Raw genomic sequence first — 17,780 nt, 5'->3', positions numbered from 1 at the left:
CAAGCAGGACCTCTCCCCCGTGAGTGACCAGGCCACCCGCATCCGCCCGATCGAGGCCAGAGATATCGACGCTGTCGCCGACCTGTTCGCCTCGATCATGCTTGCCTGGAGCAAGCCGGCAACCAACGATCTCCGCCAGTTCCTGCGCCAACATTTCATCGACGGTCCCTTTGCCGATCCGGCACTACCGTCCCTGGTCTTCGAACAGGACAATGCCGTCGAAGGCTTTATCGGCGTCACTGCCCAAGACTTGGCGACCTCCGACCGCAGCTATAAAGCCGCCATCGCCTGCGCCCTGATGGTGCGCGACCATGCCGCCAATCCGCTGGCCGGGGCACGCCTGCTGCGCGCCATGCTGGCCGGAACACAGGACCTCACGCTGACGGAAACCGCCGGCGACGAAACCCTCGGCATGTTGCGCAGCCAGGGCGGCGTACCACTGCCGCAGCACAGCATGACTTGGTTGCGGGTGCTGCATCCGGCGCGCTTCGCCGTGGATTTCGCCGCCAAGCGCTTGCCGCCGCTCGGGATCACCAAGCCACTAGCCCGCTTTGTCGATAGTCGTAAGCGCCAACCTGCCCCAGGTGCTCCTCTCAAATGGAGCCGCTGGGTCCCAACCGCGCCACAAAAGGGCATCTCGGTCCAACCCATTTCGCCCACTGATTTCTTCGATCTCACCGCGGACCTGACCCAACCCTACGACATCCGCCCGCACTGGTCCGACGCCGGACGCGCCGCCATGCTGGCCGAAATGCAGAGCAAGCGCCTTCACGGAGACCTGCAACTGGCCAAGGTTGCCACGGCATCCGGCCGTCCCCTTGCAGTCGCCGCTTACTACCTGACGCGCGAAAAATCAGCCCATCTGCTGCAACTGCTTGCCCGTCCCGGCCAGGAAGGCATCGCATTGGACGCTCTGTTTGCCGAAGCGCACGAGCGGGACGCCATTGCCTTGCAGGGCCGCACCGACCCGCGCCTCATGAATGCGCTGCTGGGCCGCCGTGTCTTCATGGTCAACGAGAGCAGCAGCGTCGTGCATAGCCGCAATGCCGAGCTTGTCGATACGTTCGTTTCCGGCCGCGCGCTTATGAATGGACTGGTCGGCGAACGCTGGAGCCGGCTGGTCGGAGACCGATTTGACTGACCCCGCGCCCTTAAGGGCCGGGCAACTTGTGCTGATATAGTTTGTCGCACCGCTGCTAACCCGGCGGCATGGGGGATTGAGTGCATGTGCGGACTGGCCGGCTATTACGGGCATTTGGGGGAGGCTAGCCATGGCTCTGCCCTGCTCACGGCCATGACCGATGCCATCGCCTATCGCGGTCCCGACGATAGCGGCCACTGGCAGGGCCACGGCATCGGCCTCGGGCATCGCCGCCTCTCCATTGTCGGCCTCGCTGATGGCCAACAGCCGATGCACAGCGCCGATGAGAGGCTGGTCATTTCTTATAATGGCGAGGTCTTCAACCACGTCGAACTGCGGCGCGATCTCGAACAGCGTGGACACGTCTTCCGCAGCCATTCGGACACCGAGGTCATCCTTGCCCTCTACGCCCAATACGGCACCAATTGCGTCGATCACATCAATGGCGATTTCGCCTTTGCGCTCTGGGACAAGCCGGCCCAACGTCTGCTGCTGGCCCGCGATCGCATCGGCGTACGGCCGCTTTTCTACACCGAGGCCAAGAGCATCCTGTTCTTCGCCTCGGAGATCAAGGCGCTGCTGGCCACTGGTCAGGTCCGCGCCGAACTCGATCCCTTCGCCCTCGACGACACCTTCACCCACTGGGCGCCCCTGCCGCCCCGGACGATGTTCCGCAACATTGTCGAACTGCCGCCCGGCCACCGATTGGTCATTGACGCCGGCCACCAGCGCCTCGAACGCTATTGGCAGCTCGACTTCCCCGATATCGACCACTCCCGCGCCGAGCCAGATATCGGCCACACCACCGACGAAATTCTCGACCTGCTCGACGACGCCGTGCGCATTCGCCTGCGCGCTGACGTGCCGGTCGGCTCCTACCTCTCCGGCGGCCTCGATTCCTCGCTGACCACGGCCTTGGCCTGCCGCCATGTCACCCAGCAATTGCATACATTCTCGGTGGCCTTCACTACGCCCGAATTCAGCGAAGCCAAATGGCAGGAGCAGGTGGCGACGGCCCTGGGCACCCGTCATTCTGTTGTCGATTGCAGCCCCGGCGATATCGGCGCCATGTTCCCCGAGGTTATCGCCCACACCGAAACGCCGATCCTGCGCACCGCGCCCGCGCCGCTCTTCGCCCTGTCCCGCCTTGTCTCGGACAACGGGCTCAAGGTCGTGCTGACCGGCGAAGGTGCCGACGAGGTGTTTGGCGGCTACGACATCTTCAAGGAAGCCAAGGTCCGCCGCTTCGCCGCGCGCCAGCCCGGTTCCCGCTTTCGGCCGCTGCTGTTCAAGCGCCTCTACCCCTATATGGCGGCGCTGCAATCACAGTCGCCCGAATATCTGGCCGCCTTCTTCGGCGCCGACCCTGAGAGCCTGGCGGACCCGCTGCATTCGCATCGCCCCCGCATAAAGGGCACCTCGGCGGCCAAGCTCGTCTATTCCGCCGAACTCAAGACCGCGCTCGCCGGCTACGATTCCGTCGACGCGATGATCGCCCAGCTGCCGCAGCGCTTTGGCCGTTGGCACCCGCTGCATCAGGCGCAATATCTCGAAACCACCTTCCTCTTGCCGCGCTACATCCTTTCCTCGCAGGGCGATCGCGTGGCCATGGCCCATGGCGTCGAAGCCCGCTTTCCCTTCCTCGATCACCGCGTGGTCGAGCGCGCCGCCGCCTTGCCGCCCGAGTTCAAGCTGCGCGGCATGACCGAAAAGTTCATCCTCCGCCAGGTCGCCGCACGCCTGTTGCCGCCATCGGTGGCCGCGCGTCCCAAGCAGCCCTATCGCGCCCCCGACAGCGCCTCCTTCGTCGGCCCGCACCAGCCGGCCTATCTCGATACCGTGCTTTCCACCAACGCCGTGGAACATGCAGGCCTGTTCAATCCCAAGGTGGTCACCGGCCTCCTCGGCAAGGCGCAGCGCTCCGGCCTCGACAGTTTTCGCGACAACACCGCTTTTGTCGGCGTCGTCTCCTCCCAAATCTGGCATCGCCAGTTCATCGAAAATGCCCAATACCGTGCCTTGGGCGCGGCTTGAACAAAGAGCTTCAAATGACTGAAAACATAGAGCAAAACATCAAGAACTTTATCGTCGAACAATTCCTGTTCGGCGACGCTAGCGTGGCACCGGCCAATGACGCCTCGCTGCTCGACGACGGCATTATGGATTCCACCAGCGTTCTCGAACTGGTCGCCTATATCGAGGAAAGCTACGGGCTCGAAATTCCCGACGCCGACATCGTCCCGGCCAATCTCGACTCCATCGCGGCCATTACCCGCTACATCACCGCCCGCAAGGCCGCCTGACCCCATGCGCATCGAGTCGTTCCTCACCGACGCCACCAGGAGGTATGCGGGCAAGACCGCCCTCGTGTCGCAGGGCGAACGGCTGGATTATGCCACGCTCAACCGATACTCGGATCGTCTCGCCGCGCATTGGCAGTCAAAAGGCCTCAAGCGCGGTGATCGCGTAGTGCTGCTGCTCGACAACAGCTGGCAGGCGGCCGTGGCGCTGTTCGCCTGCTTCAAGGCCGGCGCAATAGCGGTGCCGATCACTCCGCTCACCAAGGGGGAGCGTCTGGCTACCATTCTGGGCGACTGCACCCCAACCATCCTCGTCACCCAGGCCCGGCTGGCCGGCCTGGTCGAGACTGTCGGGCCCGTGCCGCTCGGGACGCTCGTCGTGGACAAGCCCTCGGCCAAACTCCCTGCCGCCGATCTGCTCGAGTCAGTCGTCCAGCAGGACGCATCCCCGCTGCCGAACACTGGCATCGATTCCGATCTCGCCATGCTGCTCTATACCTCAGGCTCCAGCGGCGAACCCAAGGCGGTGATGATCAGCCACGGCAATGCCGATGCCGCCTCCGCCTCGGTGCTGGCCTATCTCGACGCCCGCGACGACGATGTCATTCTCAACACCTTGCCCATGTCGCACGGCTATGGGCTCTACCAGCTGATCATGTCGGTCCGCAGCGGCGCCACTCTGGTGCTCGAGCGCAGCTTTGCCTTCCCGCAGTCCATTTTCGCCACCATCGCCGCCGAGGGAGTCACCGCCCTGCCTTTGGTGCCAAGCACGGTGGCCACCATTCTGGCGCAGGATAATCTCGCCCCCGGCGCCTTCCCCACTCTGCGCTACATCACCAGCGCCGCCGCCAACCTGCCGGTGCCCCATATTGAGCGGCTCAAGGCCTTGATGCCCGATATCCGCATCTATGTGATGTATGGCCAGACCGAGTGCAAAAGGGCCACCTATCTGCCGCCCGAGCGTCTGCTCGACAAGATCGGCTCCGTCGGAATCGCCATCCCCAACACCGAGGTCTTCCTCGTCGACCCGGATGGCCAGCGGCTGCCGCTCGGTGCCGAAGGGGAGCTGGTGGTGCGCGGCCCCCATGTCATGCAGGGCTATTGGCAAGCCCCCGACAAAACCGCCAAGGCGCTGCGCAGTGGCGACCACCCCTGGGACAAGTTGCTGTTTACCGGTGATATCTTCCGCACCGATAGTGATGGCTTTCTCTATTTCATCGGCCGCAAGGACGAGATCATCAAGTCCCGCGGCGAGAAAGTCGCCCCCGCCGCAGTCGAGGCCGTATTGCTCGCCTTTCCGGGCATCAGTGAAGCGCTTGTCTTCGGAGTCCCCGACGAAGTGCATGGCGAGGCGATCCTCGCCATGGTCGTCTGCGCGCAAGAGCTCGATGAGCGCGAAATTGTAAAATACTGCGCCAGCCGCCTCGAAGACTATATGATTCCGAAAACGATACTGTTTCGCAACGACCTTCCCCGTACACCGTCAGGCAAGGCAAGTCGCCGGCTGGCGGCAGCAATGCTAGAGTAAACCCAAATGGCACAGACGCCTCCCTTATCCACCGAAACCCTGGTCCTCGACGCCGAGGTGGAGGTTCAGCGCATTTCCGCCTTCCTGCGCACCAATCTGCGCACTCAACTGCACCGTCAGGGTCTGGTGCTCGGCATATCCGGCGGCATCGACTCCAGCGTCAGCGCCGCCCTCGCCGCCAAGGCGCTAGGCGCCGAGCGCGTTTTCGGCATCTTCATGCCGGAAAATGACAATGATCCGCTGAGCCTGGAACTCGGCCAGAAACTGGCCTCCCATTTCGGTATCAAGGCCGAAATCGAGAACCTCGGACCCAGCCTTGAGGCCATGGGCTGCTATGCCCGCCGCGACGACGCCATTCGCAAACTGGTGCCCGAATACGGTCCTGGCTGGCGCAATAAGGTGGTGATTAACCAATCCACTGAACAGCAGGCGATCGGCTTCTCGACCCTGGTGGTGCAGTCGCCAAGCGGTGAAATCCAGCGGGTGCGTATGCCCGCCGATGTCTATCGCACCGTGGTTGCCGCCACCAATATGAAGCAGCGCCTGCGCAAGCAGGTCGAATACTTCCACGCCGACCGGCTCAATTTCGCCGTGATTGGCACCCCCAACCGGCTCGAATACGATCAGGGCTTCTTCGTCAAGAACGGCGACGGCGCTGCCGATATCAAGCCGATTGCCCATCTCTACAAGAGCCAGGTCTATCAGCTGGCCCGCCATCTCGGCGTCCCCGCCGAGATCTGCCAACGCTTGCCGACCACCGACACCTATTCGCTGGCCCAGACGCAGGAAGAGTTCTACTTCGCCCTGCCGTACCAGAAGATGGATCTGTGCCTCTATGGCCTCAATCATGGCCTTTCCGCCGAGGCTGTAGCAATTGCGGCCGAACTGACCCCGGCCCAGGTCGAACTGGCCTGGCAGGGCATTCAGGCCAAGCGCCGGACCACGCGCTACCTGCATCTGGCGCCACTGCTCGTGGAGCCGGTCGCCGAAATCCACTGATCTCGGAACGGGAGGCTTTATCCTCCCGTTAACCGGTCACTAGGCTCGGCATGCTAGAGGGCGGGCGGGGCTCGGATGGATTGAAAAGGATAAAGATGCTTTCCTCCCGCAAAATTCTGGCCGTGTCCGCAATGGCGCTGGCATCCGTCGTGGCTCTCGCCGGCTGTTCCTCATTCGGTGGTGGCGCCTCGTCCGCCGGTGCGCTGACACCGGCCCTCAGCGCCCGCATGGACCAGCCCAATGCGGTGCTCGACAGCCAACAGGCCATCAACCTCGTCAACGCCTATCGGGCCACTCGCAATATGCCGCCGCTGGTTGCAGATGCCGGCCTTAATGGCACCGCCCAGGCCCTGGCCAGCCAATATGCCCAGACCAATCAGGCGCCCGCCAAGCCACAGGCCCTCGTCGAAATGAAGCTCAGCGCCGGCTACGCAACCTTCGCCGAAACCTTCTCGGGCTGGCGCAACAGCCCCGCCGATGCCAACGCCCTTGTCGCCCCGGCGACCAAGGCCGGCGTCGCCGTGGCCTTCAATCCGACTTCAAGCTATGGCGTCCACTGGGTTCTCGTCCTTGGCAATTGATGCCCGAACGCTCGACGCCAGGGGGCTAAAATGCCCCCTGCCCGTCCTCAAGATGGAAAAGCAGCTGCCCAATCTTCCCAGCGGCGCAACGCTGATCGTGCTGGCTACCGATCCCATGGCCAAGATCGATATCCCGCTTTTTTGCCGTCAGAACGGCTATGCCTGCGCCATCGACATCGATGCCGAAGGCGTCATGGCCTTCAGCATCCGGAAGTCGAACTGATCGCCTACGGCCGGAAACTCGGCCGCGGCATCGGGTACGGGATCATCACCCCGGCAGAAACCGGAATACCGGGACGCAGCGTCGCATCCGGCGCAGGTGTTACATTGTCCGCCACGGTCGGCATGGAGAATTGCGGCACGTGTGGCGGCCGCGGACGCGGCAAGGCAATGCCGGTGCGTATCCGGCCCAGGTCGACTGCGGTATACGCGCGCTCGGCGACCTGGTCGGTCAGGAAGCTCGGCTGGTCCTTGAGACCCATCGGAAATGCCGCTTCCTGCGCCTTCACATAAGTCGCCGCATCCTTGCCGCAGATCAACGACCGCATATCGGTCGGCGCCGCCCCGACAGCATTGCCGAGCGTCAGCAAGGTCTGCCCATTGGGTCGCAACTGACCCGAAAGCCCCTTGAGAAACAGATCGGCGGCACGCTCATTGCGCTCGCGTCCAGATGACCCGCCCAGCACCACGGCGAGAAGTCGGCGGCCGTTGCGGTCCACCGTAGCCACGATATTGAGCCCAGAGGCACAGACATAGCCGGTCTTCATGCCATTGGCGCCGGCAAAGCTCTTGAGCAGGCCATTGTTGGATTCCAGCTTCGCCTTGCCCAGATTGACCACGCTGGTCGAAAACATCGGCATATATTGCGGAAAGCTCTGCTCGATATAGAGCGCCAGGATCGCCAGGTCGCGCGCTGTGGTCACCTGCGCCGGATCGTGCAGGCCATGCGGATTGGTGTAATGCGTGCCGGTCAGCCCCATGCGCCGCGCCACGTCATTCATCTTCGCGACGAAATTGGCCTCATTGCCGCCCACCGTCTCGGCAATCGCCATGGCAACGTCATTGGCCGACTTGACGATGAGGATATAGAGCGCGTCCTTGAGGGTAATGGCGCTGTCCACCGGCAGACCCGACTTGCTCGGCGCCAGGTTGAACGCCTTGCGCGAAATGGTCACCGGCGTGTCGAGCGTCACATTGCCGGCAGCAATTTCCTCGAAAGCCACATAGGCAGTCATCAGTTTGGTCAGCGATGCCGGGTGCCAGGGTAGACCCGCATCCTCTGCATAGAGCACGTCCAGCGTTGCCCGGTCCGCCAGAAGCAGCGGCGTTGCCCAGGCTGGCACCAGGCCGGCGAGAACGAGCATCAGGGCAACTAGCAAGCGACGAACAAAAGCCAAGGCGGAAAGACTCCGGCAAATTGTGGAGGAATGGCGCTCTCTTACCAGCGCAATCGGGCGATCTCAAGAAAGGCAGGCCTGCACTGACGCCTCTGTGAAGGTGCTGACACCTCCTGTCGCAGCGCGGTGACACCTTGGCGGCAACAAAGGAGGTCAGCATGACCACGATCATTACCATCCTCACCCCGGGCTATGCCGATTGGGAGACCGCCCTGCTCAACGCCGGTGCCCGCGACTACTACAAGATAGAGACCCGCTTCGCCACCATCGACGGCGAAATGGTCACCTCGGCCGGCGGAATGCAGGTTACTCCGCATATGGCCGTTGCCGATATTGATCCGGACAGGATCGACGCCGTGATCGTCAATGGCGGCAGCATCTGGTCGACGCCCGCTGCGCCCGATATTGCTGAGGTGCTGCGCGCCACCCATGCCGCCGGCAAGACCGTGGCCGGCATCTGCGATGGCGTCATGGCGCTTGCACGCTCCGGCCTGCTCGATACGGTCAGCCACACCGCCAATGGCCCCGAAAGCCTTCCGGATACCGGCTATGCCGGCGGCGCGCATTTCACCGGCAGTCCCAAGGCCGTGCTCGACGGTCGCATCGTCACCGCACCGGGCACCGCACCCGTCAGTTTCATGGGCGCCGTGTTCGAATCCCTCGGCCTGCGCAATGGCGATCTCGACTTCTATCTCGGCCTCTACGCTGCCGAGCACACCGCGGCTTAATCCACCCCTAGTCACAACTAGTAACTGTGTCTATATTTGTGCCTGAGTTTCAGACCAAGGAGACACAGCCATGTCACTGACAGACACCTCGCAACATGCCAATTGCTCGGCCATGTCCGATGTGCTCAATCGCATCGGTGACAAGTGGAGCGTCATGGTCGTCGGCATGCTCGGGCGCAACGGCACGCTGCGGTTTAACGAGCTCAAGCGCATGATCAACGGCGTGTCGCAACGCATGCTGACCCTCACCCTGCGCAATCTCGAGCGCGACGGGCTGGTCAACCGGGTGATCTATCCGGAAGTCCCGCCGCGCGTCGAATATAGCCTCACGGAACTGGGCAAGACCCTGCAGCAGCCGATCAGCGCCTTGTGGGACTGGTCGGCCGAAAATCATACGGCGATCATCGATGCCCGCACCATCTACGACGCCCGCGAAAACGCCATTGCCGCCCAGGAAACCCGCAAGATCGCATACGCCCGGGGTTAGGCCACAATCACTGCACCACCCTCGGGCCTGAAACGAGGGCCACTGCCCGCTCGTACAGCAATTGCCTTACCGGCTCGCCGCCTCGGCCTCTAGCGTGCGCCGCGCCTCGGTATGGCCCCCGGCCGGCAGGTTAAGCGCCGCCACAAGCGTCCGATATTCCTGCCGCGCGCCAAGATGCGAAGCCGATGGCACGCCGCCCAACAGCTCGTCATCCAGCGGATCGAACACCGTCATTCCCGACGCGAACAACGAACGGAAGATCACCCGCTCGGCAATGCCGTCGGCAACCCGGCACCCCAGCCGCATGGCGATCCGGTCGAGCATGGTCTGCACCTGCCGCATATTGCGCGAAGACAGCATGGAGATGCGGTTACGCACCAGCACCCAGTCGATGGTCTTGCCATCGATCGCCAGCCGCTCCGATCGTGCCCGCTGCACCAGCCGGGCATAATGGCTCAACTGCCTGGGCTCGCCGGTAACCGGGTCGACCTGCGCCATGACGCTGAGATCGATCAGGCTGTCATTGACCGGGGTCACCAGCGTATCGGCCAGCGAATGGGCCAGCCGCGTCAGATTGGTGTCGAACCCCGGCGTATCCACCACGATGAAATCGGCGCTGCCCTCCACCTCGCTGATCGCCTGCCGAAACAGGTCGAACTCCACCCTGTGATTCTCGCGTACGGAATCGCCGCGCGCCAGCGGTAGTTGAAAATGGGTGGTGTGCGGCACGCCCAGCCCCTTGGCTCGCGACCAGTCGCGCCGGTTGCGCACATAGTGGGTAAAGGTCTGCTGCCGGCTGTCCACGTCGATGCTGGCCACCCTATGCCCTTGATAGAGCAGGTAGATAGCCAGGTGAAAAGCGGTGGTCGACTTGCCCGACCCACCCTTCTCATTGCCGACGACGATGACATGCGCGCTTTGCCGCACCACTGAGTTCCTCAAATCATCCGCGCGCAGTCTTAGGGCATCCCCCCCGCGGCACAAGAGGGGTTATGATGAACAAAAGTTAAACCAAGCGTGGCGCGAGGCTAGAGCAGCCCGAGTCGAGCCAGGTCCGCGGCGATCTCCATCGAATTGTCGCTGTCATTGGCGGCAATATCGGGCGGCGCGTCCTTCGGCTCGAGATAGCGCCAGCCTTGGAAGGGGCGCTTGGGATAGGGCACGGTCTTGATGAGCTCCGGCGCCATGATGATGTCGCAATAGTCCTTGCCTTCGGCATCGGTATATTTGGCCAGGCGCAGGATCGGCTGGCGGCAGACGATTGACCCCGCGATCACCCAGTAGATCGAGGACTGTCCCTCCATCTCCCCGGCGCGCTTGGGCATCATGCGGGTGCGATGCACATGCACGTCTTCGCCGTAATCGGCGCCCCACCAATGCGCCCGCTCATTGCGGTAGCTTTCCAGCTCCTCATAGCTCGAAACGCCCACGCAGAGCTTGACCATATGGATCATGCCAAAGTCCCCGGCGCCACGCGCCCCTGAATCACATCGATTTCGTCGTCGTCCACCACCCATGGCTCCTGCAGCGCCTTGGCCAGCCAGTCCTGAAAGGCCGGCAGGGCATAGATCGCCTCGACATACCCCGCCACGCGGTCTGATACCGGCAGCTCATATGTCCGCAGCCGCGTCGCCACCGGTGCAAACATGGCGTCCGCCGCGCTGAAGGCGCCAAACAGATAGGGCCCGCCGGACTTTTCCAGCAGGCTTCCCCAGAGCGTCTCCACCCGATGCAGATCGCCGGCCACGGCGTCGAGATCGACCTTACCCGGATGGCTGGCGCGCAGATTCATCGGCGCTCGCGACCGCAGGGTCGAAAACCCCGCATGCATCTCCGCCGCCGCCGACCGTGCCAGGGCCCGGTCACCTTGGTCTCGCGGCCAGATCGCCCTGTCGGGAAATTTCTCGGCCAGATATTCGATAATGGCGATGGTTTCGGCCACTGCCAGCTCGCCATCGATGAGCACCGGTACCTTGCCGGTCGGCGAACGCCGCTGCAACGCCTCGCGCCAACCCGAGCCCGATAGCATCAGCACCTCGTCCTCGAACGGGATCTCGAAATGCCGCAGCACCAGCCATGGCCGCAGTGACCAGGACGAATAATTCCGATTACCAATCAATATTTTCATCGACTGTCCTCACATCGCCAGTCAGGCGCACTCACCAGTGGATGCCCGGGTTCCCAAAAATAGAACCCCTGCAACGCCTTTTCCAGATGGCGCATCAGCACATCCTGGCGAGACCGGAAAAATGGCGAGGGGCGCCCAGTGGCCAGGGCGCCCCTCTCCAAATCGAACGTCGATAAGTGCGGGGGTCTAGACCCCGGCAACGACGGAGAAAACCAGCCCCATCGAAACGAGGCAAACCAATGTCCATGACGCGGCGCGCCAGAAATTGGTCTTCGGTTGACTGCGCATAGCTCGCTCCTTGTCAGCCGTTCATGCCAGTGCCGCGCCAGAGTCGAGGCACCGGTAAGTGAATCGTTAACTGGCGGGCAAATGGGAAGCAAGCGACCGAAATGCAACACTTCGCGCGGTCAAATTGTGGAAAACCTGTGGTCAGAACAACCCGAACCAAAGTCCGGCAATGCCCAAAAAGGCAAAGAATCCAACGATGTCGGTAATGGTGGTGACAAACACGGCCGAGGCGATAGCCGGATCGGCTTTCAAACGGTCGAGCGTGATCGGAATGAGAATTCCGAAGGTGCCAGCCACGATCATGTTGATCACCATGGCCATGCCGATGACCACGCCGAGCCCGACATTACCATAGCGCAGCGCCGTCACGATGCCGATCAGAATGGCGAAAATCACGCCATTGACCATGCCCACCACCATTTCGCGGCGAATGAGGCGTTTGAGACGCCCGCCATCCAGCTCCCGCATGGCAAGGGCGCGCACCGTCACCGTCATGGTTTGCGCCCCGGCATTGCCGCCCATGGAGGCGACAATGGGCATCAGCACCGCTAGCGCCACCATCTGCTCGATCGTCCCGTTGAAGAAGCCGATGACGAAGGAGACTAGCACCGCCGCCACCAGATTGATCACCAGCCAGGGCACGCGGCTGCGCACGGTGTCGAGTGTCGTGTCGGACACGTCCTCGTCACCCACGCCGGCCAGCAGCTTGATATCCTCGTCCGCCTCTTCCTGGATCACGTCGACGATGTCGTCGATGGTCAGCACACCGACCAGCCGCCCGCTTTCATCCACCACGCCCACTTCCACCAGGTCGTAGCGTTCGAAGGTGCGGGCGGCTTCCTCCTGATCCTCATTGGCATCGACCAGCACGAGGCTGGTATTCATGATCTCGTCGACCTTGGCGCTGCGCTGCACCCTGAGGATGCGGTCGAGCGGCACGGTGCCCTGCACCTTGTAGGCCGCATCCACCACATAGATCTGATAGAACTCGTCCGGCAGATCCGCTTCCTGGCGCAGATAGTCGATGGTCTGCCCAACCGTCCAGAACGGCGGAATGGCGATGAAATCGGTCTGCATCCGCCTGCCGGCGGAGTCTTCGGGAAAATCGAGGCTGCGCTTCAGCGACAGTCGCTCGAAGGTCGGCAGCGCCGACAGAATTTCGTCGCGATCCTGCTGCTCGAGATCCTCGAGCAGATACACCGCGTCGTCATTGTCCATCTCCGCCACGCCGCGAGCGATGGCGGCATTGGGCAGGGCATCCATGATTTCGAGGCGGATGCTCTCGTCGACCTCTGTCAGGGCCGAAAAGTCGAATCGATCCCCCAGCAGCCGCACGAAGCGGAGCCGCTCCTCCGGATCGAGCTGCTCCAGCACGTCGCCGATATCGGCGGTATGCAGCGGCTCCACCACGGAAACCACGTCATCGACACGGTTGGCCTCGAGAAAAGCGCGCAGGCGCTCGAGCCAGAGGGCGCTGATGCGGCCCTCCGGATCACGAAACACATTGGTCTCCATCCCGGCATCGTGGCCGAGGTCCAGGTCGGATTCTTCGCTCATCAGGGAGCCCTTTTCGTATCCTGGGTGTTTCAGGGGCGGAACAAGCTCTATCCAAACCATTGACGATGCGCCAGTACGGTCGCATGCAAATCGATGATGCATTTGAACGGGATCACGGAGACGGCCATGTCTGAGAGCGATCAGCTTCAACACGCCATTGCGCGCCTGCAACGCCTCGCAGAGGAGCGTCACCTGGATTGCGTAAGTCTGCGCGATGAGCGGCAGGCGCCCACCCTCGCCACCGGCGATGCCCACTTCATCCATCTCATCGACGCCGACACGGCTGCCCTGCACTGCCCCGTGCAGCAGAAAATCCTGCTGATGGACGTGTCACCGGCCATTTATTTCGAAACCGATGCCTATATCGGCGAGCCCATCGTGCTGATCCATCTCGACCAGATCGACGATGAGGAACTGGCGCTGCGCCTCGAAGACGCCTGTCGCTTCCGCTCGCCGGCCCCCTGAACGGCGCCCCCGGCTATTTACTCATTAACCGCAAGCCAAGCCAAACCTCGACGCTTGCGCCATCAGCGCCTAGATCATTTCAAACCGAGGTGGACTATCGCCTCTTCGCCTCCCTCCCCTCAAGGGGAAGGGGCGACAGGTCAGCATCGACCAGAACGTGAAACGCTCCAGATCGAGCGGGCGAAGAACCAGGTGGCGCCCATGGCCTATGCGGATTTCAGACAGGTTCCCACGACCACGGTTGGCGGCATGACGCTGAGCGTGCTGACCATGGATGATGCCGCCGCCGTCATGCTCGATGCCGCCCGCAGGCACCAGCGCGGCAATCGCCCCCTCTATTTCACCTCGGCCAATGGCGAGGTGCTGGCCCGCGTCGCCAGCGACAAACAGGTCGCCGCCCTCTTCGCCGAAGCCGATCAGGTGCTCGCCGATGGGCAGCCGCTGGTGGTTGGCTCGCGCTTCCTCTGCAGCCTGCCCCTGCCCCAGCGTGTCGCCACCACTGACCTCTTCCACTATGTGGCGCGCCTTGCCGAGCAAAATGGTTCGACATTCTATCTTTTCGGCGCCACCGAGGCGGAAAATCGCAAGGCCGCCGAAATCATCGCCCGTGACTATCCTGCACTCAAAGTGGTTGGTCGCTCGCATGGCTATCTTCAGGGTGCCGAGCTCGACGCCAAACTGGCCGAAATCAACGCCCTCGCCCCCGATATCTTCTGGCTGGCCATGGGCGTGCCGCGCGAACAGTTTTTCATCGCCGAACATAGCCACAAACTCAGCAATGTCGGTCTGATCAAGACCTCCGGCGGGCTGTTCGACCACATTGCCGGCAAGACCCGCCGTGCGCCGGCTCTGCTACAAAAGCTCGGCCTCGAATGGCTGTGGCGCATCGGTCAGGAGCCGCGCCGCCTGTTCTGGCGCTATTTCACCACCAATCCCTATGCGGCCTTGCTGATTCTCACCCGCTCGCATTGACGACCGCTCGGCCCCCTTGTGCGAGAAAACGCAACTGTGATCTGCTGATCCCGCGCCCGACGGCCCCCACCGTCCGGCTCGATCAGGAGATAAATCATGCGCATGCTTTTCGCGGGAGCCCTCTTGGCCCTTGCAAGTTTCGGCCCGGCCATGGCCGCCGATGAAGATGTGGTCATCAACGGCACGGGACGGAACATTCCGGCCACCATCACCCTGCCAGAGGGCGATGGCCCCTTCCCCTTCGTGGTCATGTTCCACGGCACCGGCTCAAATCGCCATGAGGCTGGCAATGGCTACGACCTGCTGGCCCCGAAACTGGCCGAAGCCGGCATTGCCAGCGCCCGCTTTGATTTCGCCGGCAGCGGCGACAGCACTGTCGACTATGTCCAGTACACTCCCTCGAGCGGCATGCAGGACGGCCTCGACGTCATCGCCTATATGCGCGGGCTCGAGCAGATCGACGACGCGCGCCTGGGCCTATTGGGCTGGAGCCAGGGCGGCATGATCGCCATGCTCACCGCTGCGCGCACGCCAGACGTGAAAAGCCTCGTCACCTGGGCCGGCGTGCTCGACATGTCCTTCTACCTCGCCGACCAATACGACGACGCCAAGGCCAATGGCTTTACCGTCATGAAGTTCGACTGGCGCGAGCCGCTGAACCTGTCGCTGAACTGGTTCGAGGAAGTGCGGGCCCTCAAGTTGGCCGATGAGCTTGCCAACTACAAGGGCGCGCTCCTGGCCATCAATGGTTCCGCCGATACTGTCGTCGACCCAGCCATTGCGGACGCGATCGTGGCCGCCGCCGGTAGCGACAACAAGCAGGTCGAGATCATCGACGGCGCCGACCACACCTACAATATTTTCTCGGGCGACATGACCGCCTTCGACAAGCTGATGCAGGTGACCGTCGACTGGTTCGCCAAGACTCTCTGAGCGATCAGGGCGCAACGCGCCTGCCCTCGTCTGCCCGGCCACGCCGGGTAGACCCCCAAAAACAAAAAAGCCGCCTTGCGGCAGCTTCTTGTTTGTCACTCACTAAGTGACTGGTGCGGTCGAGAAGACTCGAACTTCCACGCCTCGCGGCACAGCGACCTCAACGCTGCGCGTCTACCAATTCCGCCACGACCGCACTGTGTGGTAGAAGCCCGACGCCATTGGCGCCGAAGCGATTGGGGATGTAGCAAAGGTCTTGGACAACCTCAAGCGCTTAAATCGAGAATTCTTGTAAGCCTGTGGACATCCTGCAGGCGGATCGCCATATGCATCGCGGATGGGCTTCACGCGTGGCGCAAAACCTTCTCGGTCACGAAGACGCGCAACTGTCCCTCTTCGACATTCACCTCGCCCCGGGCGATCAGTGTATTGTTGGCGTAAATCTTCAGCGGGTCATGCTCGCCCGCGTCCAGTTCGATCACCGCGCCGCGGCCCATGCGCAGCAAATGGTGGATCGGCATGGTGGTCGCGCCGAGTTCCACGGTGATATCGACTTCAATATTGTCCAAAGTGTTCATAGATAGAGACAACAAGCATGGTGGGCCTGCGGGATGCAGGACGGATTCGCCGTGCAGCAGAGTCCTTCAGGGCTGGTTATGGAAGCGTTAACAGGCGCCGCAGAGGCGTGCCAAATTCGGTCGAAACTCCATCGCGCCGATTACCGTCCCGTTGAATGGTGCATCTTCGATGCTCCGCTCGATTATGAAACCGCACTGGCCATGATGGATGAGCGCGTGGCTGCCATCGCTGCCGGCACTGCCAGTGAGGCAGTCTGGCTGCTGGAACACCCCGCGCTCTACACCGCAGGCACCTCGGCGCGCCCGGAAGACCTGCTCAATCCGCGCTTTCCGGTCTATCCGGCCGGGCGCGGCGGGCAATATACCTATCACGGTCCCGGCCAGCGCGTTGTCTATGTCATGCTCGACCTGACCCAGCGCGGCCGCGATATCCGCTGTCTGGTGCAGAGGCTGGAGCAATGGGTGATCGACACCCTGGCCGCCCACAACATTCCCGGCGAGCGCCGCGACGGACGCGTCGGCGTATGGGTGCAGCGCCCCGAAAAGGGTCTCGGACGCGAGGACAAGATCGCGGCGATTGGCGTGCGGGTGCGCAAATGGGTCACCTTTCACGGCCTGTCGCTCAACGTCTCGCCCGATCTCAGCCATTACAATGGCATCGTCCCTTGCGGCATCACCGATCAGGGCGTGACCAGTTTCGAGGACATGGGCATTCTCCTCTCCATGCCGGAGGTCGATTCTGTGCTCCGCGCGCAATTCGAAGCGCTGTTCGGCCCCACACTCGTGCTATGAGCCCTTGTCAGGCCCTGCCTGGCCGGCTCAATCTGATCCAACCAACCGGAGCGAGGATCCCGCTATGACCCTGGATGACCTCAAACGCCTGCTCTCGCGCCAGACCCTGTTCCGGCTCGATGCGATTCTCTCCCCCAAGCTGGTGCCGATTCTCTACGCGCTGGGGCTGGCTTCCATTCTGCTCTGGGCCATCAACCACTTCTTCTTCCGCTTCGGCACCGGTTTCGGCAATGGCCTTTGGGGCATTCTCGAAATCATCGTCTTCGGCCTCCTGGCCTTCGTGGCGCTGCGCATCGGCAGCGAAGCGCTGTTGGTCTGGTTCCGCTCCCACGAGGCGACCGGTGAGAGCGTGCAGCGTTCGCGCTATTCGGCTTCTCTTCTCGATGAAGTGCGCGACGCCATCCGCGATCTGGCCGAACAGGGCGACGAAACCGATTTCGCCGAGGCCGACGAATATATCACCCCGGCCACCGAGCCGCTCCCCCACGTCGCCCAGCACCCAGCCGGCGATAGCGAGATCAAGCGCGAACCCGCCACCAAGCCCGGCGAATCCTTCAAGCCCCGCCGCACCGCCAAACGCACCCCGCCCAATTCGCTCACCTGAAACCCGAGCGCGCCACGTCGCCTTCGGGCGTGACCCAAGGGCCACTCAAACAGCCACCGAGGCGCAACAATTGCGCCCCCGGGCCGCCTCCCACTTTGTGGCACGGCCATCGGGTTTGGCCAATAAGACGCGGGCTCTCATCCCTCCCCGCATAGGAGGAGATAGACCGGCCGGTGCTTCAGACACCAAGTTTCCCAGGACGCGATGCAGCCCCTCCCCCTCCTATAGGGGGAGGCCGGGTGGGGGTGTGCAACAGGCTCAAACCCATATGCGGTAGCCCTCAGCCTGAGGCGTGAACTAGG

General features: G+C 62.7%; 20 protein-coding genes and 1 tRNA gene. 14 read left to right on the top strand and 7 right to left on the bottom strand.

The window, feature by feature from the left end:
• The first annotated feature begins 19 nt into the window (after window positions 1–19).
• From DEVEQU_RS15240 to DEVEQU_RS15210, 7 genes are all read left to right on the top strand, one after another.
• Window positions 20–1,141: a hypothetical protein gene (locus DEVEQU_RS15240; protein ID WP_126151458.1), complete on the top strand. Its 1,122-nt coding sequence runs from the start codon at window positions 20–22 to the stop codon at window positions 1,139–1,141.
• 84 nt (window positions 1,142–1,225) lie between these two features.
• Complete coding sequence (gene asnB / locus DEVEQU_RS15235) at window positions 1,226–3,175, top strand: asparagine synthase (glutamine-hydrolyzing) (protein ID WP_126151457.1); 1,950 nt, start codon at window positions 1,226–1,228, stop codon at window positions 3,173–3,175.
• A 14-nt stretch (window positions 3,176–3,189) separates the two neighbouring features.
• Window positions 3,190–3,444 carry an acyl carrier protein gene (locus DEVEQU_RS15230; protein ID WP_126151456.1) on the top strand — a complete coding sequence of 85 codons (255 nt, stop codon included), beginning with the start codon at window positions 3,190–3,192 and terminating at the stop codon, window positions 3,442–3,444.
• A 4-nt stretch (window positions 3,445–3,448) separates the two neighbouring features.
• Window positions 3,449–4,969 carry a class I adenylate-forming enzyme family protein gene (locus tag DEVEQU_RS15225; RefSeq protein WP_126151455.1) on the top strand — a complete coding sequence of 507 codons (1,521 nt, stop codon included), beginning with the start codon at window positions 3,449–3,451 and terminating at the stop codon, window positions 4,967–4,969.
• Window positions 4,970–4,975: 6 nt separating this feature from the next.
• Entirely contained in the window at window positions 4,976–5,968 is a 993-nt protein-coding gene (gene nadE, locus DEVEQU_RS15220) for an NAD(+) synthase (protein WP_126151454.1), read from the top strand.
• 95 nt (window positions 5,969–6,063) lie between these two features.
• Window positions 6,064–6,549, top strand: a complete 486-nt coding sequence (locus DEVEQU_RS15215) for a CAP domain-containing protein (RefSeq protein ID WP_164550434.1) — start codon at window positions 6,064–6,066, stop codon at window positions 6,547–6,549.
• Complete coding sequence (locus DEVEQU_RS15210) at window positions 6,539–6,772, top strand: sulfurtransferase TusA family protein (RefSeq protein ID WP_329601475.1); 234 nt, start codon at window positions 6,539–6,541, stop codon at window positions 6,770–6,772. The genes DEVEQU_RS15215 and DEVEQU_RS15210 overlap by 11 nt, the downstream gene beginning before the upstream one ends.
• 4 nt (window positions 6,773–6,776) lie before the next feature.
• On the opposite strand, the gene DEVEQU_RS15205 is transcribed toward DEVEQU_RS15210, so the two are convergent.
• Complete coding sequence (locus DEVEQU_RS15205) at window positions 6,777–7,946, bottom strand: D-alanyl-D-alanine carboxypeptidase family protein (protein WP_126151452.1); 1,170 nt, start codon at window positions 7,944–7,946, stop codon at window positions 6,777–6,779.
• 158 nt (window positions 7,947–8,104) lie between these two features.
• Here DEVEQU_RS15205 and DEVEQU_RS15200 point away from each other — a divergent pair, with 158 nt between their 5' ends.
• Complete coding sequence (locus tag DEVEQU_RS15200; RefSeq protein WP_126151451.1) at window positions 8,105–8,674, top strand: DJ-1/PfpI family protein; 570 nt, start codon at window positions 8,105–8,107, stop codon at window positions 8,672–8,674.
• Between the two features lie 70 nt (window positions 8,675–8,744).
• Window positions 8,745–9,161, top strand: coding sequence for a winged helix-turn-helix transcriptional regulator (locus tag DEVEQU_RS15195; protein WP_126151450.1), 417 nt, complete (start codon window positions 8,745–8,747; stop codon window positions 9,159–9,161).
• A 66-nt stretch (window positions 9,162–9,227) separates the two neighbouring features.
• Here DEVEQU_RS15195 and DEVEQU_RS15190 read toward each other — a convergent pair whose 3' ends face one another.
• From DEVEQU_RS15190 to mgtE, 4 genes are all read right to left on the bottom strand, one after another.
• Window positions 9,228–10,088, bottom strand: coding sequence for a division plane positioning ATPase MipZ (locus DEVEQU_RS15190; RefSeq protein WP_223214247.1), 861 nt, complete (start codon window positions 10,086–10,088; stop codon window positions 9,228–9,230).
• Between the two features lie 101 nt (window positions 10,089–10,189).
• On the bottom strand, window positions 10,190–10,615 hold the full coding sequence (locus tag DEVEQU_RS15185) for a DUF1489 family protein (protein WP_223214246.1): 426 nt from the start codon (window positions 10,613–10,615) through the stop codon (window positions 10,190–10,192).
• Window positions 10,612–11,289: a glutathione S-transferase family protein gene (locus DEVEQU_RS15180; protein WP_126151448.1), complete on the bottom strand. Its 678-nt coding sequence runs from the start codon at window positions 11,287–11,289 to the stop codon at window positions 10,612–10,614. Before DEVEQU_RS15180 ends, DEVEQU_RS15185 begins: the two co-directional genes overlap by 4 nt.
• Window positions 11,290–11,718: 429 nt before the next feature.
• Window positions 11,719–13,134 carry a magnesium transporter gene (gene mgtE / locus DEVEQU_RS15175; protein ID WP_126151447.1) on the bottom strand — a complete coding sequence of 472 codons (1,416 nt, stop codon included), beginning with the start codon at window positions 13,132–13,134 and terminating at the stop codon, window positions 11,719–11,721.
• A 126-nt stretch (window positions 13,135–13,260) separates the two neighbouring features.
• On the opposite strand from mgtE, the gene DEVEQU_RS15170 reads away from it, so the two are divergent.
• The 3 genes from DEVEQU_RS15170 (at window position 13,261) to DEVEQU_RS15160 (ending at window position 15,504) form a co-directional block, all read left to right on the top strand.
• A complete protein-coding gene (locus tag DEVEQU_RS15170) occupies window positions 13,261–13,599 on the top strand; it encodes an MmcQ/YjbR family DNA-binding protein (RefSeq protein WP_126151446.1) in 339 nt (112 codons plus the stop codon).
• Between the two features lie 201 nt (window positions 13,600–13,800).
• Window positions 13,801–14,571 (top strand): WecB/TagA/CpsF family glycosyltransferase, encoded by a 771-nt coding sequence (locus DEVEQU_RS15165; RefSeq protein ID WP_126151445.1) that lies wholly within the window; start codon window positions 13,801–13,803, stop codon window positions 14,569–14,571.
• Between the two features lie 96 nt (window positions 14,572–14,667).
• Window positions 14,668–15,504: an alpha/beta hydrolase family protein gene (locus tag DEVEQU_RS15160; RefSeq protein ID WP_126151444.1), complete on the top strand. Its 837-nt coding sequence runs from the start codon at window positions 14,668–14,670 to the stop codon at window positions 15,502–15,504.
• Between the two features lie 111 nt (window positions 15,505–15,615).
• Here DEVEQU_RS15160 and DEVEQU_RS15155 read toward each other — a convergent pair.
• Window positions 15,616–15,700: transfer RNA gene (locus tag DEVEQU_RS15155), tRNA-Leu, on the bottom strand.
• 148 nt (window positions 15,701–15,848) lie between these two features.
• Window positions 15,849–16,082 carry a FliM/FliN family flagellar motor switch protein gene (locus DEVEQU_RS15150; protein ID WP_126151443.1) on the bottom strand — a complete coding sequence of 78 codons (234 nt, stop codon included), beginning with the start codon at window positions 16,080–16,082 and terminating at the stop codon, window positions 15,849–15,851.
• A gap of 51 nt (window positions 16,083–16,133) precedes the next feature.
• Between DEVEQU_RS15150 and lipB the strand changes: the two genes are divergently transcribed.
• Both lipB and DEVEQU_RS15140 read left to right on the top strand, forming a co-directional pair.
• Window positions 16,134–16,874: a lipoyl(octanoyl) transferase LipB gene (gene lipB / locus DEVEQU_RS15145; RefSeq protein ID WP_223214245.1), complete on the top strand. Its 741-nt coding sequence runs from the start codon at window positions 16,134–16,136 to the stop codon at window positions 16,872–16,874.
• 64 nt (window positions 16,875–16,938) lie between these two features.
• Entirely contained in the window at window positions 16,939–17,478 is a 540-nt protein-coding gene (locus DEVEQU_RS15140; protein WP_126151441.1) for a DUF4282 domain-containing protein, read from the top strand.
• The last annotated feature ends 302 nt before the right edge of the window (window positions 17,479–17,780 follow it).

Origin of the sequence: Devosia equisanguinis, assembly GCF_900631955.1 — a bacterium.
GTDB lineage: Bacteria > Pseudomonadota > Alphaproteobacteria > Rhizobiales > Devosiaceae > Devosia > Devosia equisanguinis.
Note: the sequence above shows the minus strand (reverse complement) of the source record. Positions and strands in the feature narration are given on the sequence as shown.

What these genes read in the sequence shown, in the direction of transcription:
- asnB (WP_126151457.1), top strand. Translation starts at nt 1,226, where the DNA reads ATGTGCGGACTGGCCGGCTATTACGGGCATTTGGGGGAGGCTAGCCAT.
- DEVEQU_RS15140 (WP_126151441.1), top strand. Translation starts at nt 16,939, where the DNA reads ATGACCCTGGATGACCTCAAACGCCTGCTCTCGCGCCAGACCCTGTTC.
- DEVEQU_RS15200 (WP_126151451.1), top strand. Translation starts at nt 8,105, where the DNA reads ATGACCACGATCATTACCATCCTCACCCCGGGCTATGCCGATTGGGAG.
- DEVEQU_RS15150 (WP_126151443.1), bottom strand. Translation starts at nt 16,082, where the DNA reads ATGAACACTTTGGACAATATTGAAGTCGATATCACCGTGGAACTCGGC.
- mgtE (WP_126151447.1), bottom strand. Translation starts at nt 13,134, where the DNA reads ATGAGCGAAGAATCCGACCTGGACCTCGGCCACGATGCCGGGATGGAG.
- DEVEQU_RS15185 (WP_223214246.1), bottom strand. Translation starts at nt 10,615, where the DNA reads ATGATCCATATGGTCAAGCTCTGCGTGGGCGTTTCGAGCTATGAGGAG.
- DEVEQU_RS15225 (WP_126151455.1), top strand. Translation starts at nt 3,449, where the DNA reads ATGCGCATCGAGTCGTTCCTCACCGACGCCACCAGGAGGTATGCGGGC.
- DEVEQU_RS15160 (WP_126151444.1), top strand. Translation starts at nt 14,668, where the DNA reads ATGCGCATGCTTTTCGCGGGAGCCCTCTTGGCCCTTGCAAGTTTCGGC.
- DEVEQU_RS15170 (WP_126151446.1), top strand. Translation starts at nt 13,261, where the DNA reads ATGTCTGAGAGCGATCAGCTTCAACACGCCATTGCGCGCCTGCAACGC.
- DEVEQU_RS15215 (WP_164550434.1), top strand. Translation starts at nt 6,064, where the DNA reads ATGCTTTCCTCCCGCAAAATTCTGGCCGTGTCCGCAATGGCGCTGGCA.
- DEVEQU_RS15230 (WP_126151456.1), top strand. Translation starts at nt 3,190, where the DNA reads ATGACTGAAAACATAGAGCAAAACATCAAGAACTTTATCGTCGAACAA.
- DEVEQU_RS15180 (WP_126151448.1), bottom strand. Translation starts at nt 11,289, where the DNA reads ATGAAAATATTGATTGGTAATCGGAATTATTCGTCCTGGTCACTGCGG.
- DEVEQU_RS15165 (WP_126151445.1), top strand. Translation starts at nt 13,801, where the DNA reads ATGGCCTATGCGGATTTCAGACAGGTTCCCACGACCACGGTTGGCGGC.
- DEVEQU_RS15195 (WP_126151450.1), top strand. Translation starts at nt 8,745, where the DNA reads ATGTCACTGACAGACACCTCGCAACATGCCAATTGCTCGGCCATGTCC.
- nadE (WP_126151454.1), top strand. Translation starts at nt 4,976, where the DNA reads ATGGCACAGACGCCTCCCTTATCCACCGAAACCCTGGTCCTCGACGCC.